18 protein-coding genes are annotated in these 18157 nt (G+C 55.0%); 11 read left to right on the forward strand and 7 right to left on the reverse strand.

Annotated features, from left to right (window positions below; all coding sequences use genetic code 11):
- Genes D9A02_RS03490 through nthA form a run of 3 tightly spaced genes read right to left on the reverse strand, consistent with a single transcriptional unit; the run spans position 1 to position 1619 of the window.
- Positions 1-330, reverse strand: a complete 330-nt coding sequence (locus D9A02_RS03490) for a nitrile hydratase accessory protein (protein WP_162932953.1) — start codon at positions 328-330, stop codon at positions 1-3.
- Positions 323-976, reverse strand: coding sequence for a nitrile hydratase subunit beta (gene nthB / locus D9A02_RS03495; RefSeq protein WP_120499581.1), 654 nt, complete (start codon positions 974-976; stop codon positions 323-325). Before nthB ends, D9A02_RS03490 begins: the two co-directional genes overlap by 8 nt.
- A gap of 1 nt (position 977) precedes the next feature.
- Complete coding sequence (gene nthA, locus D9A02_RS03500; protein ID WP_120499582.1) at positions 978-1619, reverse strand: nitrile hydratase subunit alpha; 642 nt, start codon at positions 1617-1619, stop codon at positions 978-980.
- A gap of 123 nt (positions 1620-1742) precedes the next feature.
- Here nthA and D9A02_RS03505 point away from each other — a divergent pair, with 123 nt between their 5' ends.
- Positions 1743-2348: a nicotinate-nucleotide adenylyltransferase gene (locus D9A02_RS03505; protein WP_120499583.1), complete on the forward strand. Its 606-nt coding sequence runs from the start codon at positions 1743-1745 to the stop codon at positions 2346-2348.
- Positions 2349-2594: 246 nt separating this feature from the next.
- Positions 2595-4088: a D-alanyl-D-alanine carboxypeptidase/D-alanyl-D-alanine-endopeptidase gene (locus D9A02_RS03510; protein WP_120499584.1), complete on the forward strand. Its 1494-nt coding sequence runs from the start codon at positions 2595-2597 to the stop codon at positions 4086-4088.
- Between the two features lie 55 nt (positions 4089-4143).
- Here D9A02_RS03510 and D9A02_RS03515 read toward each other — a convergent pair whose 3' ends face one another.
- Positions 4144-4716 carry a VPLPA-CTERM sorting domain-containing protein gene (locus D9A02_RS03515; RefSeq protein ID WP_162932954.1) on the reverse strand — a complete coding sequence of 191 codons (573 nt, stop codon included), beginning with the start codon at positions 4714-4716 and terminating at the stop codon, positions 4144-4146.
- Between the two features lie 151 nt (positions 4717-4867).
- Complete coding sequence (locus D9A02_RS03520) at positions 4868-5302, reverse strand: Lrp/AsnC family transcriptional regulator (protein ID WP_120499586.1); 435 nt, start codon at positions 5300-5302, stop codon at positions 4868-4870.
- Between the two features lie 112 nt (positions 5303-5414).
- Between D9A02_RS03520 and D9A02_RS03525 the strand changes: the two genes are divergently transcribed.
- On the forward strand, positions 5415-6545 hold the full coding sequence (locus D9A02_RS03525; RefSeq protein WP_120499587.1) for a type III PLP-dependent enzyme: 1131 nt from the start codon (positions 5415-5417) through the stop codon (positions 6543-6545).
- A 176-nt stretch (positions 6546-6721) separates the two neighbouring features.
- Entirely contained in the window at positions 6722-7783 is a 1062-nt protein-coding gene (locus D9A02_RS03530; protein WP_120499588.1) for a DUF2235 domain-containing protein, read from the forward strand.
- A gap of 109 nt (positions 7784-7892) precedes the next feature.
- On the opposite strand, the gene metF is transcribed toward D9A02_RS03530, so the two are convergent.
- Complete coding sequence (gene metF / locus D9A02_RS03535; protein WP_120499589.1) at positions 7893-8759, reverse strand: methylenetetrahydrofolate reductase [NAD(P)H]; 867 nt, start codon at positions 8757-8759, stop codon at positions 7893-7895.
- A gap of 100 nt (positions 8760-8859) precedes the next feature.
- Between metF and D9A02_RS03540 the strand changes: the two genes are divergently transcribed.
- The 5 genes from D9A02_RS03540 (at position 8860) to D9A02_RS03560 (ending at position 14237) form a co-directional block, all read left to right on the forward strand.
- The gene (locus D9A02_RS03540) at positions 8860-9765 is read left to right on the forward strand and encodes a LysR family transcriptional regulator (protein WP_120499590.1); all 906 of its coding nucleotides are present in this window, start codon (positions 8860-8862) and stop codon (positions 9763-9765) included.
- Positions 9766-9879: 114 nt separating this feature from the next.
- On the forward strand, positions 9880-10587 hold the full coding sequence (locus D9A02_RS03545) for a pyridoxamine 5'-phosphate oxidase family protein (protein ID WP_120499591.1): 708 nt from the start codon (positions 9880-9882) through the stop codon (positions 10585-10587).
- Positions 10588-10683: 96 nt separating this feature from the next.
- On the forward strand, positions 10684-12168 hold the full coding sequence (gene glpK / locus D9A02_RS03550; protein ID WP_120499592.1) for a glycerol kinase GlpK: 1485 nt from the start codon (positions 10684-10686) through the stop codon (positions 12166-12168).
- Between the two features lie 3 nt (positions 12169-12171).
- A complete protein-coding gene (locus D9A02_RS03555; protein ID WP_120499593.1) occupies positions 12172-13308 on the forward strand; it encodes a glycosyltransferase in 1137 nt (378 codons plus the stop codon).
- Positions 13309-13427: 119 nt separating this feature from the next.
- On the forward strand, positions 13428-14237 hold the full coding sequence (locus D9A02_RS03560) for a zinc-dependent peptidase (protein WP_120499594.1): 810 nt from the start codon (positions 13428-13430) through the stop codon (positions 14235-14237).
- Positions 14238-14255: 18 nt separating this feature from the next.
- Here D9A02_RS03560 and D9A02_RS03565 read toward each other — a convergent pair whose 3' ends face one another.
- Positions 14256-15836: an ABC-F family ATP-binding cassette domain-containing protein gene (locus D9A02_RS03565; protein ID WP_120499595.1), complete on the reverse strand. Its 1581-nt coding sequence runs from the start codon at positions 15834-15836 to the stop codon at positions 14256-14258.
- A 371-nt stretch (positions 15837-16207) separates the two neighbouring features.
- Between D9A02_RS03565 and D9A02_RS03570 the strand changes: the two genes are divergently transcribed.
- Together D9A02_RS03570 and D9A02_RS03575 are read left to right on the forward strand one after the other, a co-directional pair.
- Positions 16208-17167, forward strand: a complete 960-nt coding sequence (locus D9A02_RS03570; RefSeq protein WP_120499888.1) for a dihydrodipicolinate synthase family protein — start codon at positions 16208-16210, stop codon at positions 17165-17167.
- Positions 17158-18090 (forward strand): proline racemase family protein, encoded by a 933-nt coding sequence (locus D9A02_RS03575; protein WP_120499596.1) that lies wholly within the window; start codon positions 17158-17160, stop codon positions 18088-18090. Before D9A02_RS03570 ends, D9A02_RS03575 begins: the two co-directional genes overlap by 10 nt.
- Positions 18091-18157 lie beyond the last annotated feature (67 nt).

Here is an 18157-nt window from a genome sequence, read left to right on the forward strand (position 1 = left end):
TCAGAGTGTAACTGGCTGACCGTGTGGGGTACGTCGATAGGCGGCTTCCCAATCTGCGCGACGTTGGCGGCGCTCTGTTTCCGATATGTCAGTGTGCGCTTCGGTCAGCTGTTCCAATGCTGTAATGACGGCATTGTAATATGTCTGAGCGGTGTCGGGCGCACCGTCGCGTTCAAATGTGGTCAGCGCCGCACCAAGGGCAGCGGCCCATTGCGTCGGGGTGAAATGCCCGGCCTGTACCAACGTATCTGCAAGCGCGAGGGCCTGCGCCTGCCAAGGCTCATCAAAGGCCTTTTCTGGCGGGGCAAGGGGACGCTCGGGGTTAAACAAGGTAGCTCTCCCACAGTTCGAGCGTGACGGTATCGCGTGGATCTGCATCCGGGCCCCAAAGCTCGGGCGCGGTGAAAGCGACGGTATAGAGATGTTCACCTACATGGTTGTTCTTGGCACCTTCATCGGCCAGCAGATGTGCGCCATGATGCGAAATCACAGTGCCTTTGCGATCGCGGGCATAGGCTGGCAGGCGCGAATGGCCGGAATGGGCGAAACGCTGAGTTTGCACATTATCACCCACGGTAAAACGGGGAGGTGCATCGCTGTCGACTGAGAAGTCGGTGTTGCGACTGCGATAATCTTCTAAGATTTCTGCTATGGTCGGAACATGTTTGTCACCGCGCGGGATTTGTGGATCTTTCGCGGCATCTATGACCTGATCGACAGTAAAATAGCCACCATCAATCAGAAGCATAAAGAAATTAGCGCACCATTTGTTGAAGTAAGCAAAAGACATGTAGTCCTTTGGAACCATCAGTTCTATTCCGTGGCGGAACCAGTCAATGGTGCCTGTGTTGGCGCGCAGATTGAGGTTTAGTGCCCAGACCCGTTCCTCCCAATCGTGGCTGAACGGGGCATCACCGGTGTCGATGGGTATGGGGCCAAATCCTTCTTTGCCTCCCAGATCGTGTAGAGAATCCATCTTATGCACCTCCGGCTTGCAGGGCCCGGTCAGTGCCAATCATCGAATTGCGTGTCACAATACTGGCCAGTTGATCGTGGTTCCAACCTTCGGTGCCCGCAGGGCGTTGAGGCAGGATAAGGTAGCGCAGCTCAGCGGTGGAATCCCAGACGCGCACAGAGACGTCATCGGCGAGTGTCACGCCAAATTCGGCTAGCACCTTGCGAGGCTCGCGCACGGCGCGGGCACGGTATTCTGATGATTTGTACCATGCGGGCGACATGCCGAGGATCGAGAAGGGGTAGCAGGAACACAGGGTGCAGACGACAAGGTTGTGCTCAGTCTCAGTATTTTCAACTGCTTTCAGGTGACCTGTGGCGTGGCCTTCGAAGCCAAAATCTTTGATCGCTTCTGCGGCGTCTGCCATCAGGCGGGTTTTGAATTCCGGGTCTAACCACGCTCGTGCAACCACCTGCGCGCCGCGTTTGGGGCCGATTTGTTCTGAATACGCCTCAACCCAGGCGTCGATCACTTCGGGGCGAACAAGACCATGCTCAACCGCGAGGCTTTCTAGGGTTTTTACCCGCAGGGCCGGGTCTGGTGGCAGATGGGTGTGGATGTCGCGATGAATTTTGGCGGCCTTTTCAGGGTCATAGGTGGACATGTATCGGGGCCTTTCCTGATCCGGGTTAAACATAGGTTAGGGCTGCTGGGGACAGTGTGTCAACGCACAAGCGGTTGTGTGAAAAAGCTGGACAACCGTGCTGGGGCTGGTGAAAGAAGTGAGATGAGATTTAATCTGCCATATCACAGCCCTGGTCAGCGGATTGGGCTGCTGGGGGGATCGTTTGATCCACCGCATGTGGGGCATGTGCACATTAGCCACGAGGCGCTTAAACGGTTTGGGCTTGATCAGGTCTGGTGGCTGGTCAGCCCGGGCAATCCGTTGAAAGCACGCGGGCCGGCACCGTTGGAGCAACGGTTGCAGGCCTGTCGTGGTTTGCTGCAACATCCGCGTATTCATGTCAGCGATTTTGAGGCGCAGGCTGGCACGCGTTATACGGCGCAGACCTTGGCGGCCTTGCAAAAGGCGCGACCAAAAGCGCAGTTCGTTTGGCTGATGGGGGCGGATAACCTGACGCAGTTTGATCAATGGCAAGATTGGCGGCAGATCATGGAGCGGGTGCCAATTGGTGTTATGGCCCGCCCAGGACAACGCATTGCAGCGCAAACTTCGCGTGCCGCGCGGATTTATGATTTTGCACGACTTAGAAAGCGCGATGGCCAGATGTTGGGGCAGATGCAAGCCCCGGCGTGGTGTTTTGTGAACGTGCCGATGATGAACATCTCCTCAACCGGTCTGCGGCAAAGTGGGGCGTGGAATAACGTCTAGGTTATGTTTCAACCCAGCTTTGCTTATCAAAATGTGCGCCTACGGCGCGCTTGATAACTCGTCATCGGCTTGGCCTCTTCCTCGGGGTGACTGTGGCGGGATATTTGTGGCCGCATGAAACAGTGGAGTGCGTCAAAGTGGCCCTTGGGGTTTAAGCAATAAACAATACATTGTGATCGCCCTTTCGGGTGACATGTGACGAATACGGGATTGTCCCCGGCGGCGGGCTGAGGTTTAGTTAAAACTATGGCAAGAGATCTTTCACGTCGGTTTATCTTGGCCGGGCTGCTGGGCAGTGCCGGGTCGATGGCTTTGGCCGAAGCCCCTGCCAGTTCGCTGCGCCCGCAACTGCGGCCGAAGGTTCGGGCACGACGGCCGAAGGCCTCGGCGATTGAGGACCTGATCACTAAGGCAAAACTGGGCGGGCAGGTGTCGTGTTCAGTGGTTGATGTGAAATCTGGCCTGATTTTGGAGGGGCACAATGCCAAGGCAGGGCAACCACCTGCCAGTGTGACCAAGGCAGTGACTGCGCTATATGGTCTGGCCGTTCTGGGGGCGGGATACCAATTTGAGACGCGGTTAATTGGATTGGGCCCGGTAGAGAATGGTGTGCTAAAGGGCGATTTGGTTTTGGTCGGCGGTGGGGATCCGACGCTGGATACAGACGCGTTGGCACGCATGGCCGCGAACCTGAAAGAGGCCGGTGTCTATCAGGTTGATGGTGATCTGCGCATCTGGGATGGAGGAATTCCCTACAAAGCGATGATTGACCCGACCCAACCGATCGAAGTGGGGTATAACCCTGCGATTTCAGGGCTGAACCTGAATTTCAATCGCGTGCATTTTGAATGGAAGCGTAGCGGTGGAAAATATGCCATCACGATGGATGCGCGGTCTGGCAAATATCGGCCTGATGTTCTGTCCGCGCGGATGAATCTTTCGGACCGCAAAGGCCCAGTCTATGCCTATTCCGATGGCGGTACATATGACAGTTGGAGTGTGGCGCGTAGTGCGTTAGGCGGCGGAGGGGCGCGTTGGTTGCCGATGCGCAAACCCGCAACCTATGCCGCAGAGGTGTTTTCCTATTTTGCCCGCTCGCACGGCATCAAGATGAAGATGGGCGCGCGGTTGGAGCAGGCCCCTGAGGGCACGGTTTTGGTCAGTGAAAAGAGTGATCAGCTGCTCGAAGTCCTGCGCGATATGTTGAAGTATTCCACCAATATCACGGCCGAAATGGTGGGAATGGTCGCCACGGCCAAACGTGTCGGGCATCCGCTTGATCTACGGGCGTCTGCCCTGGAGATGAGCGCATGGGCCATGGCCGATCTCGGCATGGAAGGCGCGGACTTGTGGGACCATTCGGGATTGAACCCACAGTCGCAGCTATCTGCGCAGGCGCTTGCACGGGCCTTGGCGCAGGTGCGTAAGGACACTCAGTTGGTGCCGATTTTGAAAAACATCCCGATGCGTGATGCTAATGGGGCAAAGCTGGCCTCGCATCCGATTAAGGTGGTGGCTAAAACCGGTACACTGTATTTTGTCAGCTCTTTGGCTGGATACATGGTGGCACCGGATGGGCGAGAAATGAGTTTTGCGATTTTCACCGCAAATGAAGAACAACGCAGCAAGTTTGATCTGTCGGTCGGGACGCGCCCACCGGGGGCGTCAAGCTGGAACACGCGCGCCAAGCGGCTGCAGCAAAAAATGATCCATCGGTGGGGGACGATCTACGGGAGCTGATACCGGCGTGCGGGACACAAAGATGGATGGCGGCTTTGAGTCCACACCGGGCCTGTCATGCCAGAAGTTTGATAGCTGGCTTTGACGTTTTCTTTCGCAATACACCAAGACCAAATAAACCACTGATGAATAGCACTCCCCCGGCGGGCAACGGAACAGAACTGATCGGCGGGGTGGCCGGACCGAATGGACCATTACCACCAGTTTCAATTACACTGAACAAAATCGCACCTGTTACATCAGTTGCCTGCAGGCCGCCGAAGCGCTCAATCTCGGTAGGGCCAAACCCAAGAGACAAAAACAACCTGCCTGGTAATGGCAAACTGTTGGCCACATTGGCCGAGAAACTTGCGGACGTGATTAGACCATCCGCAACTGAGAATGTGTTACTTGTTACGCTTGTGGGGACAGTTAGGAACTGTACTGTATCAAGCCCGAATGCGACGGAAGACACAGTGATCGCAGTGGCTGCCTGATCGTTGGTGTTATCGGACAGACCTGAAATGGTTCCGAAAACATCCGCTACCCCATCCGAAAAGGAAAAGTCGAAATCCAATGTTGCAGCGTAACTTGATGTAGCTGCGACCAATGCGATGCAAGCAGTACCTAGGAGTTTCAATAGTTTCACTTGAATGTTCCTTTTGTTCAAAATTGTTAAAAAACTAATACGAGCAGTTCAAAACTGTTCAGAAATTTATCTAATTGATAAAGTATGACCTTTTTACCCTTATACCCATCAAATAGCAACTTTGTCCGCATAGCGGCCATTGATAATTTGTTCATCGGCGTCGATTGATACGGGTCGACAGGTGGATCAGGCTTTCAGAGCTTTTCACGCCTTTGGCCTCGCCTATTTGGTCAAGGGTTGTGTCCAGCTCTTCCGTGCTTTGCGCCTCAAGCTCAACAATCATGTCGAACCGTCCAGACGTAGTATAGACGGCCATGACGTTTAAGTGGGTTTCAAGCCGCGCCAAGACCGTTGGCGCGCTGCGTGGCTCAATTGCCAGCAGGACCGTTGCGCGAATTGGCGCGCGCATGTTTTCGTTTAGGCGAACAGCGTAACCTTGAATGACTTTGGAATGTTCAAGCCGGTCCAGCCGGGCCTGAACCGTGGTGCGTGCCAGATTCAAACGCTTGGCCAGTTTGGTCACTGGCATGCGGGCATTTTCCTGCAACAAGGTAATCAAAGAACGGTCAGTTTCGTCTATTTGCATGATTGATAACTGAATTTGACGATATTACTGGTCATAGTATGCAGTATGACCTGAGAAATCGACCAAAAATTCCCCGAAAATGAAAGGCAGAGCGTAAATAAGGTTTTTGAGCATGCGTAATACCCCCCATTGGAATGATCCGATCTCGCATCTGCGCAGGCAGCAGCCCGATACAGTTTCTTTGTATTTCAGCCCAACACAATTGCAGGCAACGGCGCAGCGCTTTCTAGATGGGTTTGACGGTTTGGTGACCTATGCGGTCAAGGCCAATCCGGGCGAGGAAGTGTTGGCCAATCTGGTGGCGGCAGGGGTGCGCGCCTTTGATGTGGCCAGCCCGCAAGAGATGCAGGCGGTGCGCCGTGTGTTTCCAGATGCGGTTTTGCACTACAACAACCCGGTCAGGTCACCCAAGGAAGTTGCGTTGGCTGCAGAGCTGGGTGTGGCGTCGTATTCGGTGGATTGCGCGCGCGAGCTAGAGAAAATTGCGAGCTTGGTAAAGGATGTTGAAATTTCGATCCGGCTGGCGTTGCCAATAAAAGGAGCGGTGTACGATTTCGGCGAGAAATTTGGTGCTGGACCCGATGAGGCTGCGAAACTGCTGCGCCGGATTGTGGAATTGGGTTTTACCCCGGCGATGACCTTTCATCCCGGCACACAATGCGCGGATCCGACGGCGTGGGGGTGTTATATCGCGGCAGTCGCAGATGTTGCTAAACAGGCAGGCGTGTCACTGGCGCGCCTGAATGTTGGAGGAGGATTTGCCGCGCACCGTGTTGGGGATGCGCCTGATCTGGAGGCGATTTTCGATCACATTCGCCGCGAAACAGACCGGTGTTTTGGCACGGATGCCCCAGAGTTGGTATGCGAGCCAGGTCGGGCAATGGTCGCGGATGCCTTTAGTCTGGCGGCGCGTGTCAAAGCAATCCGTCCGGGGGGCGCGGTTTTCATTAACGACGGTATTTATGGCGGGTTCAGTGAAGGGCGCGACATGATGATGGTCGATCGGATTCGCATTATTGATCCACAAGGGCACGAACGTGCGGGGCGCATGTCTGGCCGCGTTGTATATGGTCCGACCTGTGACAGTATTGATCGCTTGCCTGACCCTGTGGCGCTTCCGGATGATATCGCCGAGGGAGATTATATCCTGTTTGATGGTATGGGAGCCTATTCACGGGCCATCAACACCGGCTTTAACGGATATGGGCTTGGTGAGCCGGTGACAGTGACCCGGCTGAACTGACGCAGCACGGCGTGATTACTTTCTATAAAGTTCTGTGCTGTAGGCTGTGATAGCGGGCGTTTGAAATGATTGCTCACGGCAAGTTTCATACCTCGTGTGGTGCGATAGCCCTTATTCGTCCATATTTATATGATAGGCTGATAAGACCGGCTGGATAAATACGAGAGGTGCTGTGCATGACCTGGCGCCAGTGGTCAAAAACAATTTTTGATTTTATTCGCCCCGGACGGCGACGGGGGCAGAGCGCTTTTGCCCGCACACGTGGGCAGGTCACACATGTCATTATTCTTGATGGAACGATGTCCAGCTTGAGCGTGGGGTGTGAAAGCAATGCCGGGCTGGCTTATAAGTTGTTAAGCTCTACCGCTGGGGCTGAGCTATCTCTTTATTACGAATCTGGAATTCAATGGTGTGATTGGCGTCGTGCACCTGATGTGATGACCGGGAAGGGTATCAACCGCCAAATCCGCCGTGCTTATGGATATCTTGCCAGCAGGTACCGGCCGGGTGATCGGATTTTTCTATTAGGATATTCACGTGGGGCTTTTGCAGTGCGCTCGCTTGCTGGGGTTATTGACCGGGTTGGGTTGCTGCGTGCTGCGGATGCGACTGAACGCAATATTCGCACCGCGTACCGGCATTATCAGGCGGGCGCAGGTAGCGCTGTGGCTGACGCTTTTGCCGAGGCACATTGTCATGCGGCGGTTGAGATTGAGATGATCGGCGTTTGGGATACAGTCAAGGCGCTGGGCTTGCGTCTGCCGCTTATCTGGCGATGGAGCGAAGAGGCGCATGCCTTTCATGACCACCGGTTGGGCGCATCGGTGCGCCACGGTTATCATGCGCTGGCGCTGGATGAGACGCGGCGCACGTTTGAGCCAGTCTTATGGGAAACCGCTCCGGGATTTGATGGTAAGGTGGAGCAGATGTGGTTTCGCGGTACCCATGGCGATATCGGCGGACAGTTGGGTGGTTATGATCAGGCGCGGCCTTTGGCCAATATTCCGTTTGTGTGGATGTTGGACAAGGCCGAGGCGTGTGGCCTGCCACTGCCGAACGGCTGGAAGCTGCATTACAAGATCGATGCGCAGGCACCGTCTGTTGGGACGTGGCGTGGTTGGGGTAAGATATTTTGGGTCAGACGCGGTCGCGATGTGGGAGTGGATTCGTCTGAAACGGTACACCCCAGCGTACATCAGGTTGAACCGGGCCTGCCGGATGCGGAAACGGTTAGCTAACTGATCCCGCAGTGTGTGACGAAATTTAGCTTTGACAGTAGGATGGTTAATTTTCAACCGATTGAATCCATGAGGCGGCAACCGGTTGAAAAGGTAAGGCCTTGAAGGCTTAGGCGACGTGACGCAGGGCTTGATGCGATTTCAAGCCAAGCGCATGGCAGATATTTCGCGTCAGGTCTGGCCGGTTGAGGGTATAGAAGTGCAGATGCTCAACTCCGCCCTCAAGCAAGTCACTGCACAACTCTGTTGCCACACTTGTTGCCAAAAGCTGCTCACGATCATCTCTCAGCGCCTTATCAAAGGCATGATCTAGCCAATCAGGTATGGAAGCGCCGCATCGCAGGGAAAATTCACGCGCGTTTTTCCAGTTCTCAATTGGCAGGATGCCGGGAAGGATCGGCACGGTGATGCCAGCCTTGTCGCAGGCATCGCGAAAACGGAAGAACACGTCAGCTTCAAAGAAAAACTGAGTGATGATTTCTGAGGCCCCGGCATCAATCTTGCGCTTGAGCCAATTGATATCAGCGGCCTGATCTGATGCCTCAGGGTGTACCTCAGGATAGGCGCCAACGCGGATCTTGAAGTTTCCGGTGCGCGCCAACGCATCGACCAGCTCGCAACTGTCGGCAAACCCATCGGGGCGGGCGTGGAAGGGGCCGGTGCCAGTTGGTGGATCGCCACGCAAGGCGGTGATTTCAGTCACGCCGTCAAGGGCGAACTGCTTGGCGATTTCAAGCGTTTCCTCGCGTGAGGCATCAACACAAGTCAGGTGTGCGGCAACCTTAAGATCGGTGGTTTTGTGCAGCGCGCTCACGGTTTCCTGAGTCAGCTGCCGCGTGGTGCCACCGGCGCCATATGTGACTGAAACAAAGCCCGGGTCAAACGGAGCCAGCGCCATCGCCGTATCCCACAAGCGAAAAGAAGCCTCGAGCGAGCGAGGCGGGAAAAATTCGAATGAGATATCTGGTGTGGTCATCGGTCTTATCCTGCATTGGGTTGTCTATGCGCCCTTGTTGCAGGTGGCTGAATGTGAGACAACTTCATAATATTCACTATCTAAATGAAGATAACTAATAATGCATATCGAGTTCAGGCATCTCAAAACCATCCGGGCCATCCATCAGGCTGGCGGTTTGGCACGCGCAGCGGATCTGATGCATATCACGCAATCGGCGCTGAGCCATCAGATCAAGGGCTTAGAAGATCAGGCCGGGGTGGAACTGTTTGTCCGCCGATCGAAGCCGCTGAAATTGTCGGCGGCGGGCTTGCGTTTGTTACGGCTGGCAGAAAAGATTCTGCCCGAAGTAGAGGCGATGGAAGCAGAGTTTTCCGGCCTGCGCGAGGGTAGCGCCGGGCGGATGCATATTGCGATTGAATGCCACGCATGTTTCGAGTGGTTGTTTCCAGTGCTTGAGGCATTTCGAAAATCATGGAGCGAGGTGGATGTCGATATCCGCCCCGGTCTGGCGTTTGATGCGCTGCCTGCCCTGCAAAAGGAGGAGGTCGATCTGGTGGTCTCATCCGATCCCGAGGACCTGCCGGGTGTGATCTTCAAACCGCTGTTCGATTATGAACCGGTATTTGTTGCCGCTGGTCAGCATCCATTGGCGCAGAAAGAATTTGTCGTGGCTGAGGATTTTCGCAATGAGACGCTGATCACTTACCCGGTGGATCGGGCGCGTTTGGATGTGTTCACGCAGCTTTTGAGCCCGGCCAAGGTAGAGCCACGCGCGGTGCGGCAAGTGGAACTGACGGCGGTGATTTTGCTGTTGGTGGCGTCCAATCGCGGGGTGGCGGTTCTGCCCGACTGGGTGGTGCGTGAACTGCGCAAAAGCGATGATTACGTAACCCGCCCGATCACTGAAAAAGGCGTGACACGCCGATTATACGCGGCCATCCGCGAAGAGGATGCACACAAGCCGTTTATGGCGCACTTACTGAAACTTGCGCGAGACATACCGGTGAAGATGCAGCGGGGATAATGGGTTAAGTGCAATTGGTATGGCCAAAAAAGCCACTTTTGGTCATTAATAGATGTCCAGATTTCGACTAAGCCACGGGTTCAAAACACACCTGCATCGGAGTCGATTCTCGTTATGTCACATGCTACACAGATCCCCGTCACAGACCGGACTAAACTGACCCGCCGCCCGCATCGCGGCATTTACGACAGGGAGGCAGTTCACGCCATTCTGGATGAAAGTTTCATGTGTAATGTGGCGTATCTCCACAAGGGTTCTCCGATGGTGCTGCCAACTGGATATGGTCGCATGGGGGATTTCATCTACATACATGGCTCAAACAAGAGCACCATGCTGGGCGCAGCACTTAGTGGTCAGGATGTTTGTGTTTTGGTAACTTTGTTGGATGGGATTGTGCTTGCACGCGCCCTGTACAGTCACTCGGTCAACTATCGATCTGTTGTTGTGTACGGCAAGCCAGAGTTGGTGGAAGATCCCGAAGAGAAACGCGCCTCGTTCAAAGCCTACGCCGATCAGGTCATGAAGGGGCGTTACGAAGACACCCGCCCGCCGACCGATAAAGAGTTGAATGCCACAACAGTAATGCGCATTCCGCTGAATGAGGCAGTTGCGAAGATGCGGGCAGGTCCGGCCGCGGATTTTGAAAAGGATCTGGGGCTGACTCATTGGGCCGGTGAAGTGCTGATCAAACAGGTTATGTGTGATGCGATCCGCGACCCGAATGGCGACCAGACTGCCGCGCTGCCTGACTATGTTCGTGCATATGAAAAACTGCCAAACCGGCAACAGCAAGAGGTCGAAAATACAGCCGACAGCGTTTAAGGCGCTGAGCACTTCTTTGTTTGATGTGCAGAGAGGGCTTGCGATCCCGATGCGAACGCATTGATATGGCGTTCAAAGCGACAAAAGGGATGCGCAATGACTTATGTGCTGGCAATTGATCAGGGGACAACTTCAAGCCGGGCGATTGTGTTTGATCAAGGGTTGCACCCGGTTGCCAGCGCGCAAGAAGAGTTTGCGCAACATTTCCCGCAATCGGGCTGGGTCGAACATAATCCTGCGGATATCTGGTCAACCGTCACGAATACCTGCCGAGAGGCGGTAAAAAAGGCTGGTATCGCCGCATCTGATATCGCCGGATTGGGCATTACTAATCAGCGCGAAACTACCGTTGTCTGGGACCGCGAAACAGGCGCACCAGTACATAATGCCATTGTCTGGCAGGATCGGCGCACAGCTGACTTGTGCCATGCCCTGCGCGCGGCTGGGCATGAGGAGATGATCAGTCACGCCACAGGCCTTTTGCTGGATCCGTATTTTTCGGGCACCAAGCTGAAGTGGGTTTTGGACAATGTTGATGACGCGCGGGAGCGGGCCGAGGCAGGGCAACTATTATTTGGGACCATCGATTGCTTCCTGATCTGGAAGTTAACCGGCGGAAAAGTGCATGCCACTGATGCAACCAATGCCGCCCGCACGTTGCTTTACGATATCCGTGAGGGGTGCTGGAGCCCCGAGATCTGTGCCCTGTTGGATATTCCGATGGCGATGCTGCCTGAGGTGTGCGATTGCGCGGCGGATTATGGCATGGTGCAGGCGGATATTCTGGGACAAGAAGTGCCGATCTTGGGCGTGGCTGGCGATCAGCAGGCCGCCACCATCGGGCAGGCTTGTTTTCAACCGGGCATGATGAAGTCAACTTATGGCACAGGTTGTTTTGCGCTTTTGAACACGGGCGATGTGCCGGTCACGTCCAGGAACCGACTGCTGACGACCATTGCCTATCAATTGGATGGCAAGCCGACCTATGCGCTGGAAGGGTCGATTTTCATCGCGGGAGCGGTGGTTCAATGGCTGCGTGACGGATTGCAAATTATCAAAGGTGCGGCTGAAACGCAGGAGTTGGCAAAAACCGCTGATCCTACTCAAAATGTGGTGATTGTGCCCGCCTTTACCGGCTTGGGAGCCCCTTATTGGAATGCCGACTGTCGTGGCGCAGTGTTTGGTCTGACGCGCAATTCAGGCCCGGCAGAAATGTCCCGTGCGGCGTTGGAAAGTGTGGGTTTTCAGACCCGGGATTTACTAGAGGCAATGCGCGCCGATTGGGACGGTGATGACGATGCTGTGTTGCGGGTTGATGGTGGCATGACGGCCTCGGATTGGGCAATGCAGTTTTTGGCCGACATCAACGGTGTGCCGGTTGACCGCCCGCCGATATTGGAAACCACGGCGCTGGGTGCGGCTTGGCTGGCCGGGATGCAGGCGGGAATTTATCCGGGTCCTGAGGAATTTGCCGCAACATGGGCACGCGAGCGGATATTTCAACCCACGATGGACGAAGACACGCGTGACGCACGCTATGCGCAATGGCAGCGCGCCGTACGTGCAGCACAGGGGTTTTGAGTGATGAGTGATCTGGTATCAGTAATCATACCTGCACGAAATGAGGCGGCAACGATTACCCGTGTGGTCAGCACATTGATGCAGATGGACTGGGTGGATGAGATCGTTGTCGTCGATAATGGCTCAGAGGATCAGACCGGTGATTTGGCGGCAAAGGCCGGCGCCACGGTGGTGTTTGAGGCGACGCCGGGAATGGGTGAGGCGGTGCGTGCAGGGCTGAAAGCGGCCCGCAATGATTGGGTGATGAAGCTTGATGCTGATCTGGATAAGTTTCAAACAGATCTGTTTGCCCGCATGGTCGAAGCGCGTGCGCCCGGTGTGGGGCTGGTCAAAGGGGCGTGGAACGATCTACGTGACAATATGCCGATGACTCGCCTTTTGGTGGGCCCCGCCATGCGCCAGCTGTTTCCCCGGATGCCGGACCTGCGAGCGCCCAATACAGGCATCTATCTGGTCAACCGTAGCCTGATTGCGCATCATGAGATCATTGGTAACTATGCCGCTGATCTGGATGTGATGGTTCGGGTGCATGCTGCTGGGGCGGGCATCGCCGAAGTCGATATCGGTCGATTGGAAAACAATCCGCGTGATGTCGGGCATTACAATGCGATGGCTGAGACGATTTTGGCGTTTTTCCTGCATCTTCATGCGCACGACATCGGCAAAGAGTTGATGGTTGTGGCGGATGATGGCGTGCAGGTGACGCATCATTGTCTGGGACGAATTGCAGCACATGCTCGGGTCGGTGGCCAGGTTGATATTTATCTGGGCGCGGATGGTCTGGCGGCTGATATCCTGCGCGATGTATTGGAGCCTTATCCGACCGCGCGCCTGCACCCATTGGCACAGCTAACGCAGCACTTGACGACGCAGGTTCGGATGCCAGCCCAAATTATCGCCCCGAACGGGAGCTCAGTTGCCGCAACTGAAGCTGCAAGTTCTGCCGCCGTGCACGATATTGACCTGTTGCAGATGCCAATCGACCTGTCTCGCTTTGTTGCTGATACCGGTTATGCGTTGGCGGGTGGGGCTGTGATCAAACAGGGCGCTTTGAAACGGCTTGGGCACCCTACGGCGGAGGCGCCGGCTAACGCGCGTGAGGTATTTCAATCTCTCGCGACAAAAGTACAGCATAGGTGACGCGTGAGAGGGAAGTCTGACGCGTGTATTTTTCAGCATGCAGGTTTAGGCGAGACTGAAGGAAAGGTCAGCTGATATTTTGAATTCCAATAACCGTTTGACCAGTATAACCTTTTCGCATGATTATTGTTCTAATAGCCTTGTTTTTGATCGCTGGCGTGTTCGGCTATCGCCATTGGGCAAAAACCCAAATGCATGCAGAGCTTCTTGCCGCCGCGCTGACAGAGGGTGAGCGCGCAATTGTTGCGCAGCATGTCCCGCTTATTAAGCGGTTGCCGGTCGAATTTCGTGACAGGCTAGAAGGTAAAATGAATCTGTTTCTGCATCAGGTCGATTTTTACGGCTGCGACGGACTGGAGATCACTGAGGAAATGCAGCTTTCGATTGCGGCGCAGGCGTGTTTACTGGTCGTCAACAGCGACAGATGGTACAAAAATCTCAGCACTATCCTGATTTACCCAGGCGCGTTCAAATCGCGCCAACGTGCCCATAGTGGCTTTGTGGTGACTGAAAAGGAAATCGTACGGTCTGGCGAAAGTTGGACGCGGGGTCCGGTCGTACTGTCATGGGCGCATAGCAAGCAGGGTGCGATGAATGACCGGGATGGCCACAACGTCGTTTTGCATGAATTCGCCCATCAAATCGATGACCTGTCCGGGCATACCAATGGCGTACCTATCCTGAGCAAAGGGCAAAGCTTTGCGGAATGGGAGCGTGTGTTTTTGACGGCATTCGAGGCTCATGTTCAGGACACTGAGCAGGGGCGCAAGACGGTCATCGACGCCTATGGCGCGGAAGGCCACGAAGAGTTTTTCGCGGTTGCGGTCGAGGTCTTTTTTGAGAAACCAAAGGCCCTGAAGAATGAGCTGCCTGCAGTCTATGAACAACTGGCCAAACTGTTCCAATTGGAGCCGGTCAGCTGGCAATAATCAACCACAGAACAGCCCCTATTTCAGCTTGATCTTCCGATCCAAGTTCAGGTTTTTAAGGAATGTTTTGTCATGGCTGACCACAATCAATGCACCATCATAGGATAGCAACGCGGCCTCTAGCGCCTTTATTGCATCTAGATCGAGGTGATTGGTTGGTTCATCCAAAATCAACAACTGTGGCGGATCAGCCCGAGCCAAAACGCAGGCGAGGCCTGCGCGCAGCCTCTGGCCACCGCTTAAGCTTTCCGTGATTTGCAACGCGTCTTCGGCGCGAAACAAAAACCGGGCCAAGGCCGCGCGGCAGTGGTTTTCACATGATTTTGGGTTCAAGAGCAGAAAGTTCTCACGCAGGGAAAGTTGTGGATCAAGAAGGTCAACGTTTTGGTCGAGCAGTGCAAAAGAGGCCCGAACGTCAATCTGCCCTGAGGTTGGCTTTAACGCCCCGGTGATCAGTTTGATCAATGTCGTCTTGCCACTGCCGTTCCCCCCGGTGATTGCGATGCGCTCGGGGCCGGTGAGAGCCAGCGACAGGTCGCGGATTGTTGGGAGTTCGGGGTTATGGCCGCCTGTGACGTGATCCAGTTGAAGGACCACTTTCCCTTTGGCCAGTTGGGTCGTCGGGGTCTCCATATGCAGAGGCTGCAGGATCTCTATGTTGTTGCGTGCGTGTGAATGTTGGTCAATGGCACTTTTCAATCTCGCCTCGCGCAGGCGGGCACCTGCGCCGCCTGAGGCTTCGGCCCGTTCTTTGGCAGCGTTCATCACCATCTTGGGTTGGTCTTTATTGGCACGGGCTTTTTGTCCGGCACTGTTTGTGCGTGCTTTGCGCTCTGCGGCTTGTCGGGCGCGGCGTTTGACCTCTGTCAGGTTTTTTGCTGCATGAGACAAATGCTGCTCTGTCACCTGCAGCTCTTCCGCTTTCAAGGCGCGGTATGCGCTGTAGTTGCCACCATATAGCGTCGCTCCCAGTGTGGTCAGCTCTAGAATGTTATCCATCTGATCAAGGAGTTCACGATCATGGCTTACGATCACGGCACCGCCACGCCAGCCGTGAACAAGCTCCATCACCGCCTTGCGCCCGTCGTGGTCTAGGTTGTTGGTCGGTTCGTCTAGCAATAGGAAATCCGGCTGATCAAAGATCAGCGCAACCAATGACGCGCGGGTGGATTGGCCACCGGAAAGCGCGGCAAGCGGCGTCTGTGGGTCAACCGACAAGGCGCATTTACGAAGGGCCGCGTCGATACGCGAGGGCAGGGTCCAATCTACGTCAATAAGGTCTTCTGCGCTTGTTGATCCGGCTTCGGCACTGGCAAGCAGGGCCAGCGCCGTGCGTGCATTGAACAGGTCTACAACCGTGTCACCGGGGTGGGGCAGGATGTTTTGGCGTATTAGGCCCAAACAGCCAGTGGCCTGCACCGTACCTGAATGGGGGCGGATTTCGCCAGCCATCAGCCGCAACAGAGATGTTTTGCCGGTGCCATTACGCCCGACAATACCGGTGCGTTTTGATCCGATAGTGAGGTTCAGATTGTCGAAAAGGGGAGTGCCGTCAGGTGTGGACCAGGACAGGCTGGAAAGCGTGATTGTTGCAGGCATGAGACATAACTTTTTGCAGCGAAACCAAAAGGACGAAGGCGGCAAATGTCATGATCATGTTGAGATACTCAGTTTCCGTTGGTGTTATTCTTAAATTTAGGAAGGGTGATCTTAAATACAAGCCTCTCAATAAGAAATAACGGGCTGAGAGGGTATGAAGTTTTGAGGGCTGGATAAATCCAACAAATAGACGCTTCAATTCCATTGACGGGGTATTGTTTTACAAGGTGAAAAAAAATTGGATTTTGGATACAATTTGCGATAATGAGTGATTCACGCACCACGGCGAGGCTCTTCGGACATCTCCGTAAGTTTCTGGCCAGCCTGTATCGGGCCACATATTGTTGAACTCTGAAGCAAAGAGAATGACCATGACGAAGAACGTTTTTTCCGGCACGATGCCGGCCCTGATGACCCCTTGCAAAGCGGACAGAACACCTGATTTTGATGCGCTTGTGAAAAAGGGCAAAGAGATGATCGCGGCAGGCATGTCTGCGGTGGTTTATTGCGGATCGATGGGCGACTGGCCATTGCTGAGCGACGAAGAGCGCATGACCGGTGTTGAACGCTTGGTAGAGGCAGGCCTGCCAGTGGTTGTTGGCACCGGTGCGATTAACTCCAAATCTGCCGTTGCCATTGCCGCACATGCGCAAAAGGTCGGCGCCGCAGGGCTAATGGTGATCCCCCGTGTGTTATCGCGCGGGTCTTCTGCCATAGCTCAGAAGAACCACTTCAAGGCGATTCTGACAGCGGCGCCAGATGTGCCAGCGGTAATCTACAACAGCCCGGTATATGGCTTTGCGACCCGTGCGGATTTGTTTTTCGCCCTACGGGCCGAGCACCAAAACCTGATCGGGTTTAAGGAATTTGGCGGCAAGGACGACCTGCGCTATGCAGCCGAACATATCACCAGCCAGGACGACCAAGTGACACTGATGGTTGGCGTTGATACCGAAGTTTACCACGGGTTTGTGAACTGTGGTGCCACCGGATCAATCACCGGTATCGGTACTGCGCTTCCAAAAGAAGCGCTTTTGCTGGCGGCGCTGTCGCAAAAAGCGGCCGAAGGTAATGCCGAGGCCCGCAAACGCGCGCTGGAGCTGGAAGAAGCCTTTGGCGTTCTGGCCAGCTTTGACGAAGGCACCGATCTGGTGCTTTATTACAAGTATCTTCTGGTACTGAACGGTGAAGAAGAATACCGCCTGCATTTTGTGGAAACTGACGAGCTGACTGATGCGCAGCGCAACTATTGCGAACAGCAATATGCACTGTTCAACAGCTGGTTTGCCGATTGGTCCAAGCAAGGTGGGATCATCACCGAATGCATGTAATCGACAGCCACACCGGCGGGATGCCCACACGGGTGATCCTCGACAGCAGCCCGGATCTTGGATCCGGGCCACTGGCCGAGCGCGCCCGCCGATTGGCCACCGATCATGAGGCGTTCTACAAATCGATCCTGTTGGAGCCACGCGGCCAACCCGGCATGGTCGGGGCGTTGCTGGTGGAACCGGTCGATCTGGAGTGTGTCACCGGGGTAATCTACTTTGACGCCGATGCCGTTTTGGGCATGTGCGGGCACGGCACCATCGGGTTGGCGGTGACGCTGGCGGATATGGGCCGGATAGATGTGGGAACGCATAAGATCGAAACACCTGCAGGGGTGGTAACGATCACTTTGCATGACGCCAATACCGTCACCGTGATCAACATCGAGAGCCGTCGGGTGACCCCAGCAGTCTCAGTCGAGGTGGAGGGCTATGGCACTGTAACCGGGGATGTGGCTTACGGAGGCAATTGGTTTTTCATCGTTGATCCCAGTCCGATTCCGGTGATCTCTGGCAATATCGCAAAGATGACGGCCCTTACCATTTCCATTCGCGAGGCTTGCATTGCGCAGGGTGTCGGCGGAGAGCAGGGCGAGCCGATTGATCACGTGATCTTTCAAGGGGCGGCAGAAGAGGGCGGCGTACACAGTCGCAACTTTGTTTTGTGCCCCGATGATACTTATGATCGTTCGCCTTGTGGCACCGGCAGTTCGGCCCGTCTGGCCTGTCTCGCGGCGGCGGGGCAATTGGCGCCGGGGCAGGAGATCATCCAGAAAAGCGTAATTGGCAGCCCGTATCGTTTGTCATACGAGCCGGGGGCAAATGGCGGTGTCATTCCGTTATTGACCGGGCAGGCGCATGTCATGGGCGAAAGCACACTGCGTTTCACTGAGGGTGACCCGTTTCGGGATGGGATTTATCTTTAACAATTGACTGAGCGGGCGCAAAAGTGCCCGCTTGAACCAACATTCAGATTAACTTGGGTGAAGCCGC

Origin of the sequence: Roseovarius sp. EL26 (assembly GCF_900327775.1) — a bacterium.
Classification (GTDB): domain Bacteria; phylum Pseudomonadota; class Alphaproteobacteria; order Rhodobacterales; family Rhodobacteraceae; genus Roseovarius.

Excerpts from the sequence above, each read along its gene's own strand:
- D9A02_RS03555 (WP_120499593.1), top strand. The coding sequence starts at position 12,172 with ATGAGTGATCTGGTATCAGTAATCATACCTGCACGAAATGAGGCGGCA.
- metF (WP_120499589.1), bottom strand. The coding sequence starts at position 8,759 with ATGACCACACCAGATATCTCATTCGAATTTTTCCCGCCTCGCTCGCTC.
- nthA (WP_120499582.1), bottom strand. The coding sequence starts at position 1,619 with ATGTCCACCTATGACCCTGAAAAGGCCGCCAAAATTCATCGCGACATC.
- D9A02_RS03540 (WP_120499590.1), top strand. The coding sequence starts at position 8,860 with ATGCATATCGAGTTCAGGCATCTCAAAACCATCCGGGCCATCCATCAG.
- nthB (WP_120499581.1), bottom strand. The coding sequence starts at position 976 with ATGGATTCTCTACACGATCTGGGAGGCAAAGAAGGATTTGGCCCCATA.
- D9A02_RS03530 (WP_120499588.1), top strand. The coding sequence starts at position 6,722 with ATGACCTGGCGCCAGTGGTCAAAAACAATTTTTGATTTTATTCGCCCC.
- D9A02_RS03545 (WP_120499591.1), top strand. The coding sequence starts at position 9,880 with ATGTCACATGCTACACAGATCCCCGTCACAGACCGGACTAAACTGACC.
- D9A02_RS03575 (WP_120499596.1), top strand. The coding sequence starts at position 17,158 with ATGCATGTAATCGACAGCCACACCGGCGGGATGCCCACACGGGTGATC.
- D9A02_RS03560 (WP_120499594.1), top strand. The coding sequence starts at position 13,428 with ATGATTATTGTTCTAATAGCCTTGTTTTTGATCGCTGGCGTGTTCGGC.
- D9A02_RS03505 (WP_120499583.1), top strand. The coding sequence starts at position 1,743 with ATGAGATTTAATCTGCCATATCACAGCCCTGGTCAGCGGATTGGGCTG.
- glpK (WP_120499592.1), top strand. The coding sequence starts at position 10,684 with ATGACTTATGTGCTGGCAATTGATCAGGGGACAACTTCAAGCCGGGCG.
- D9A02_RS03565 (WP_120499595.1), bottom strand. The coding sequence starts at position 15,836 with ATGCCTGCAACAATCACGCTTTCCAGCCTGTCCTGGTCCACACCTGAC.
- D9A02_RS03520 (WP_120499586.1), bottom strand. The coding sequence starts at position 5,302 with ATGCAAATAGACGAAACTGACCGTTCTTTGATTACCTTGTTGCAGGAA.
- D9A02_RS03525 (WP_120499587.1), top strand. The coding sequence starts at position 5,415 with ATGCGTAATACCCCCCATTGGAATGATCCGATCTCGCATCTGCGCAGG.
- D9A02_RS03570 (WP_120499888.1), top strand. The coding sequence starts at position 16,208 with ATGACGAAGAACGTTTTTTCCGGCACGATGCCGGCCCTGATGACCCCT.
- D9A02_RS03510 (WP_120499584.1), top strand. The coding sequence starts at position 2,595 with ATGGCAAGAGATCTTTCACGTCGGTTTATCTTGGCCGGGCTGCTGGGC.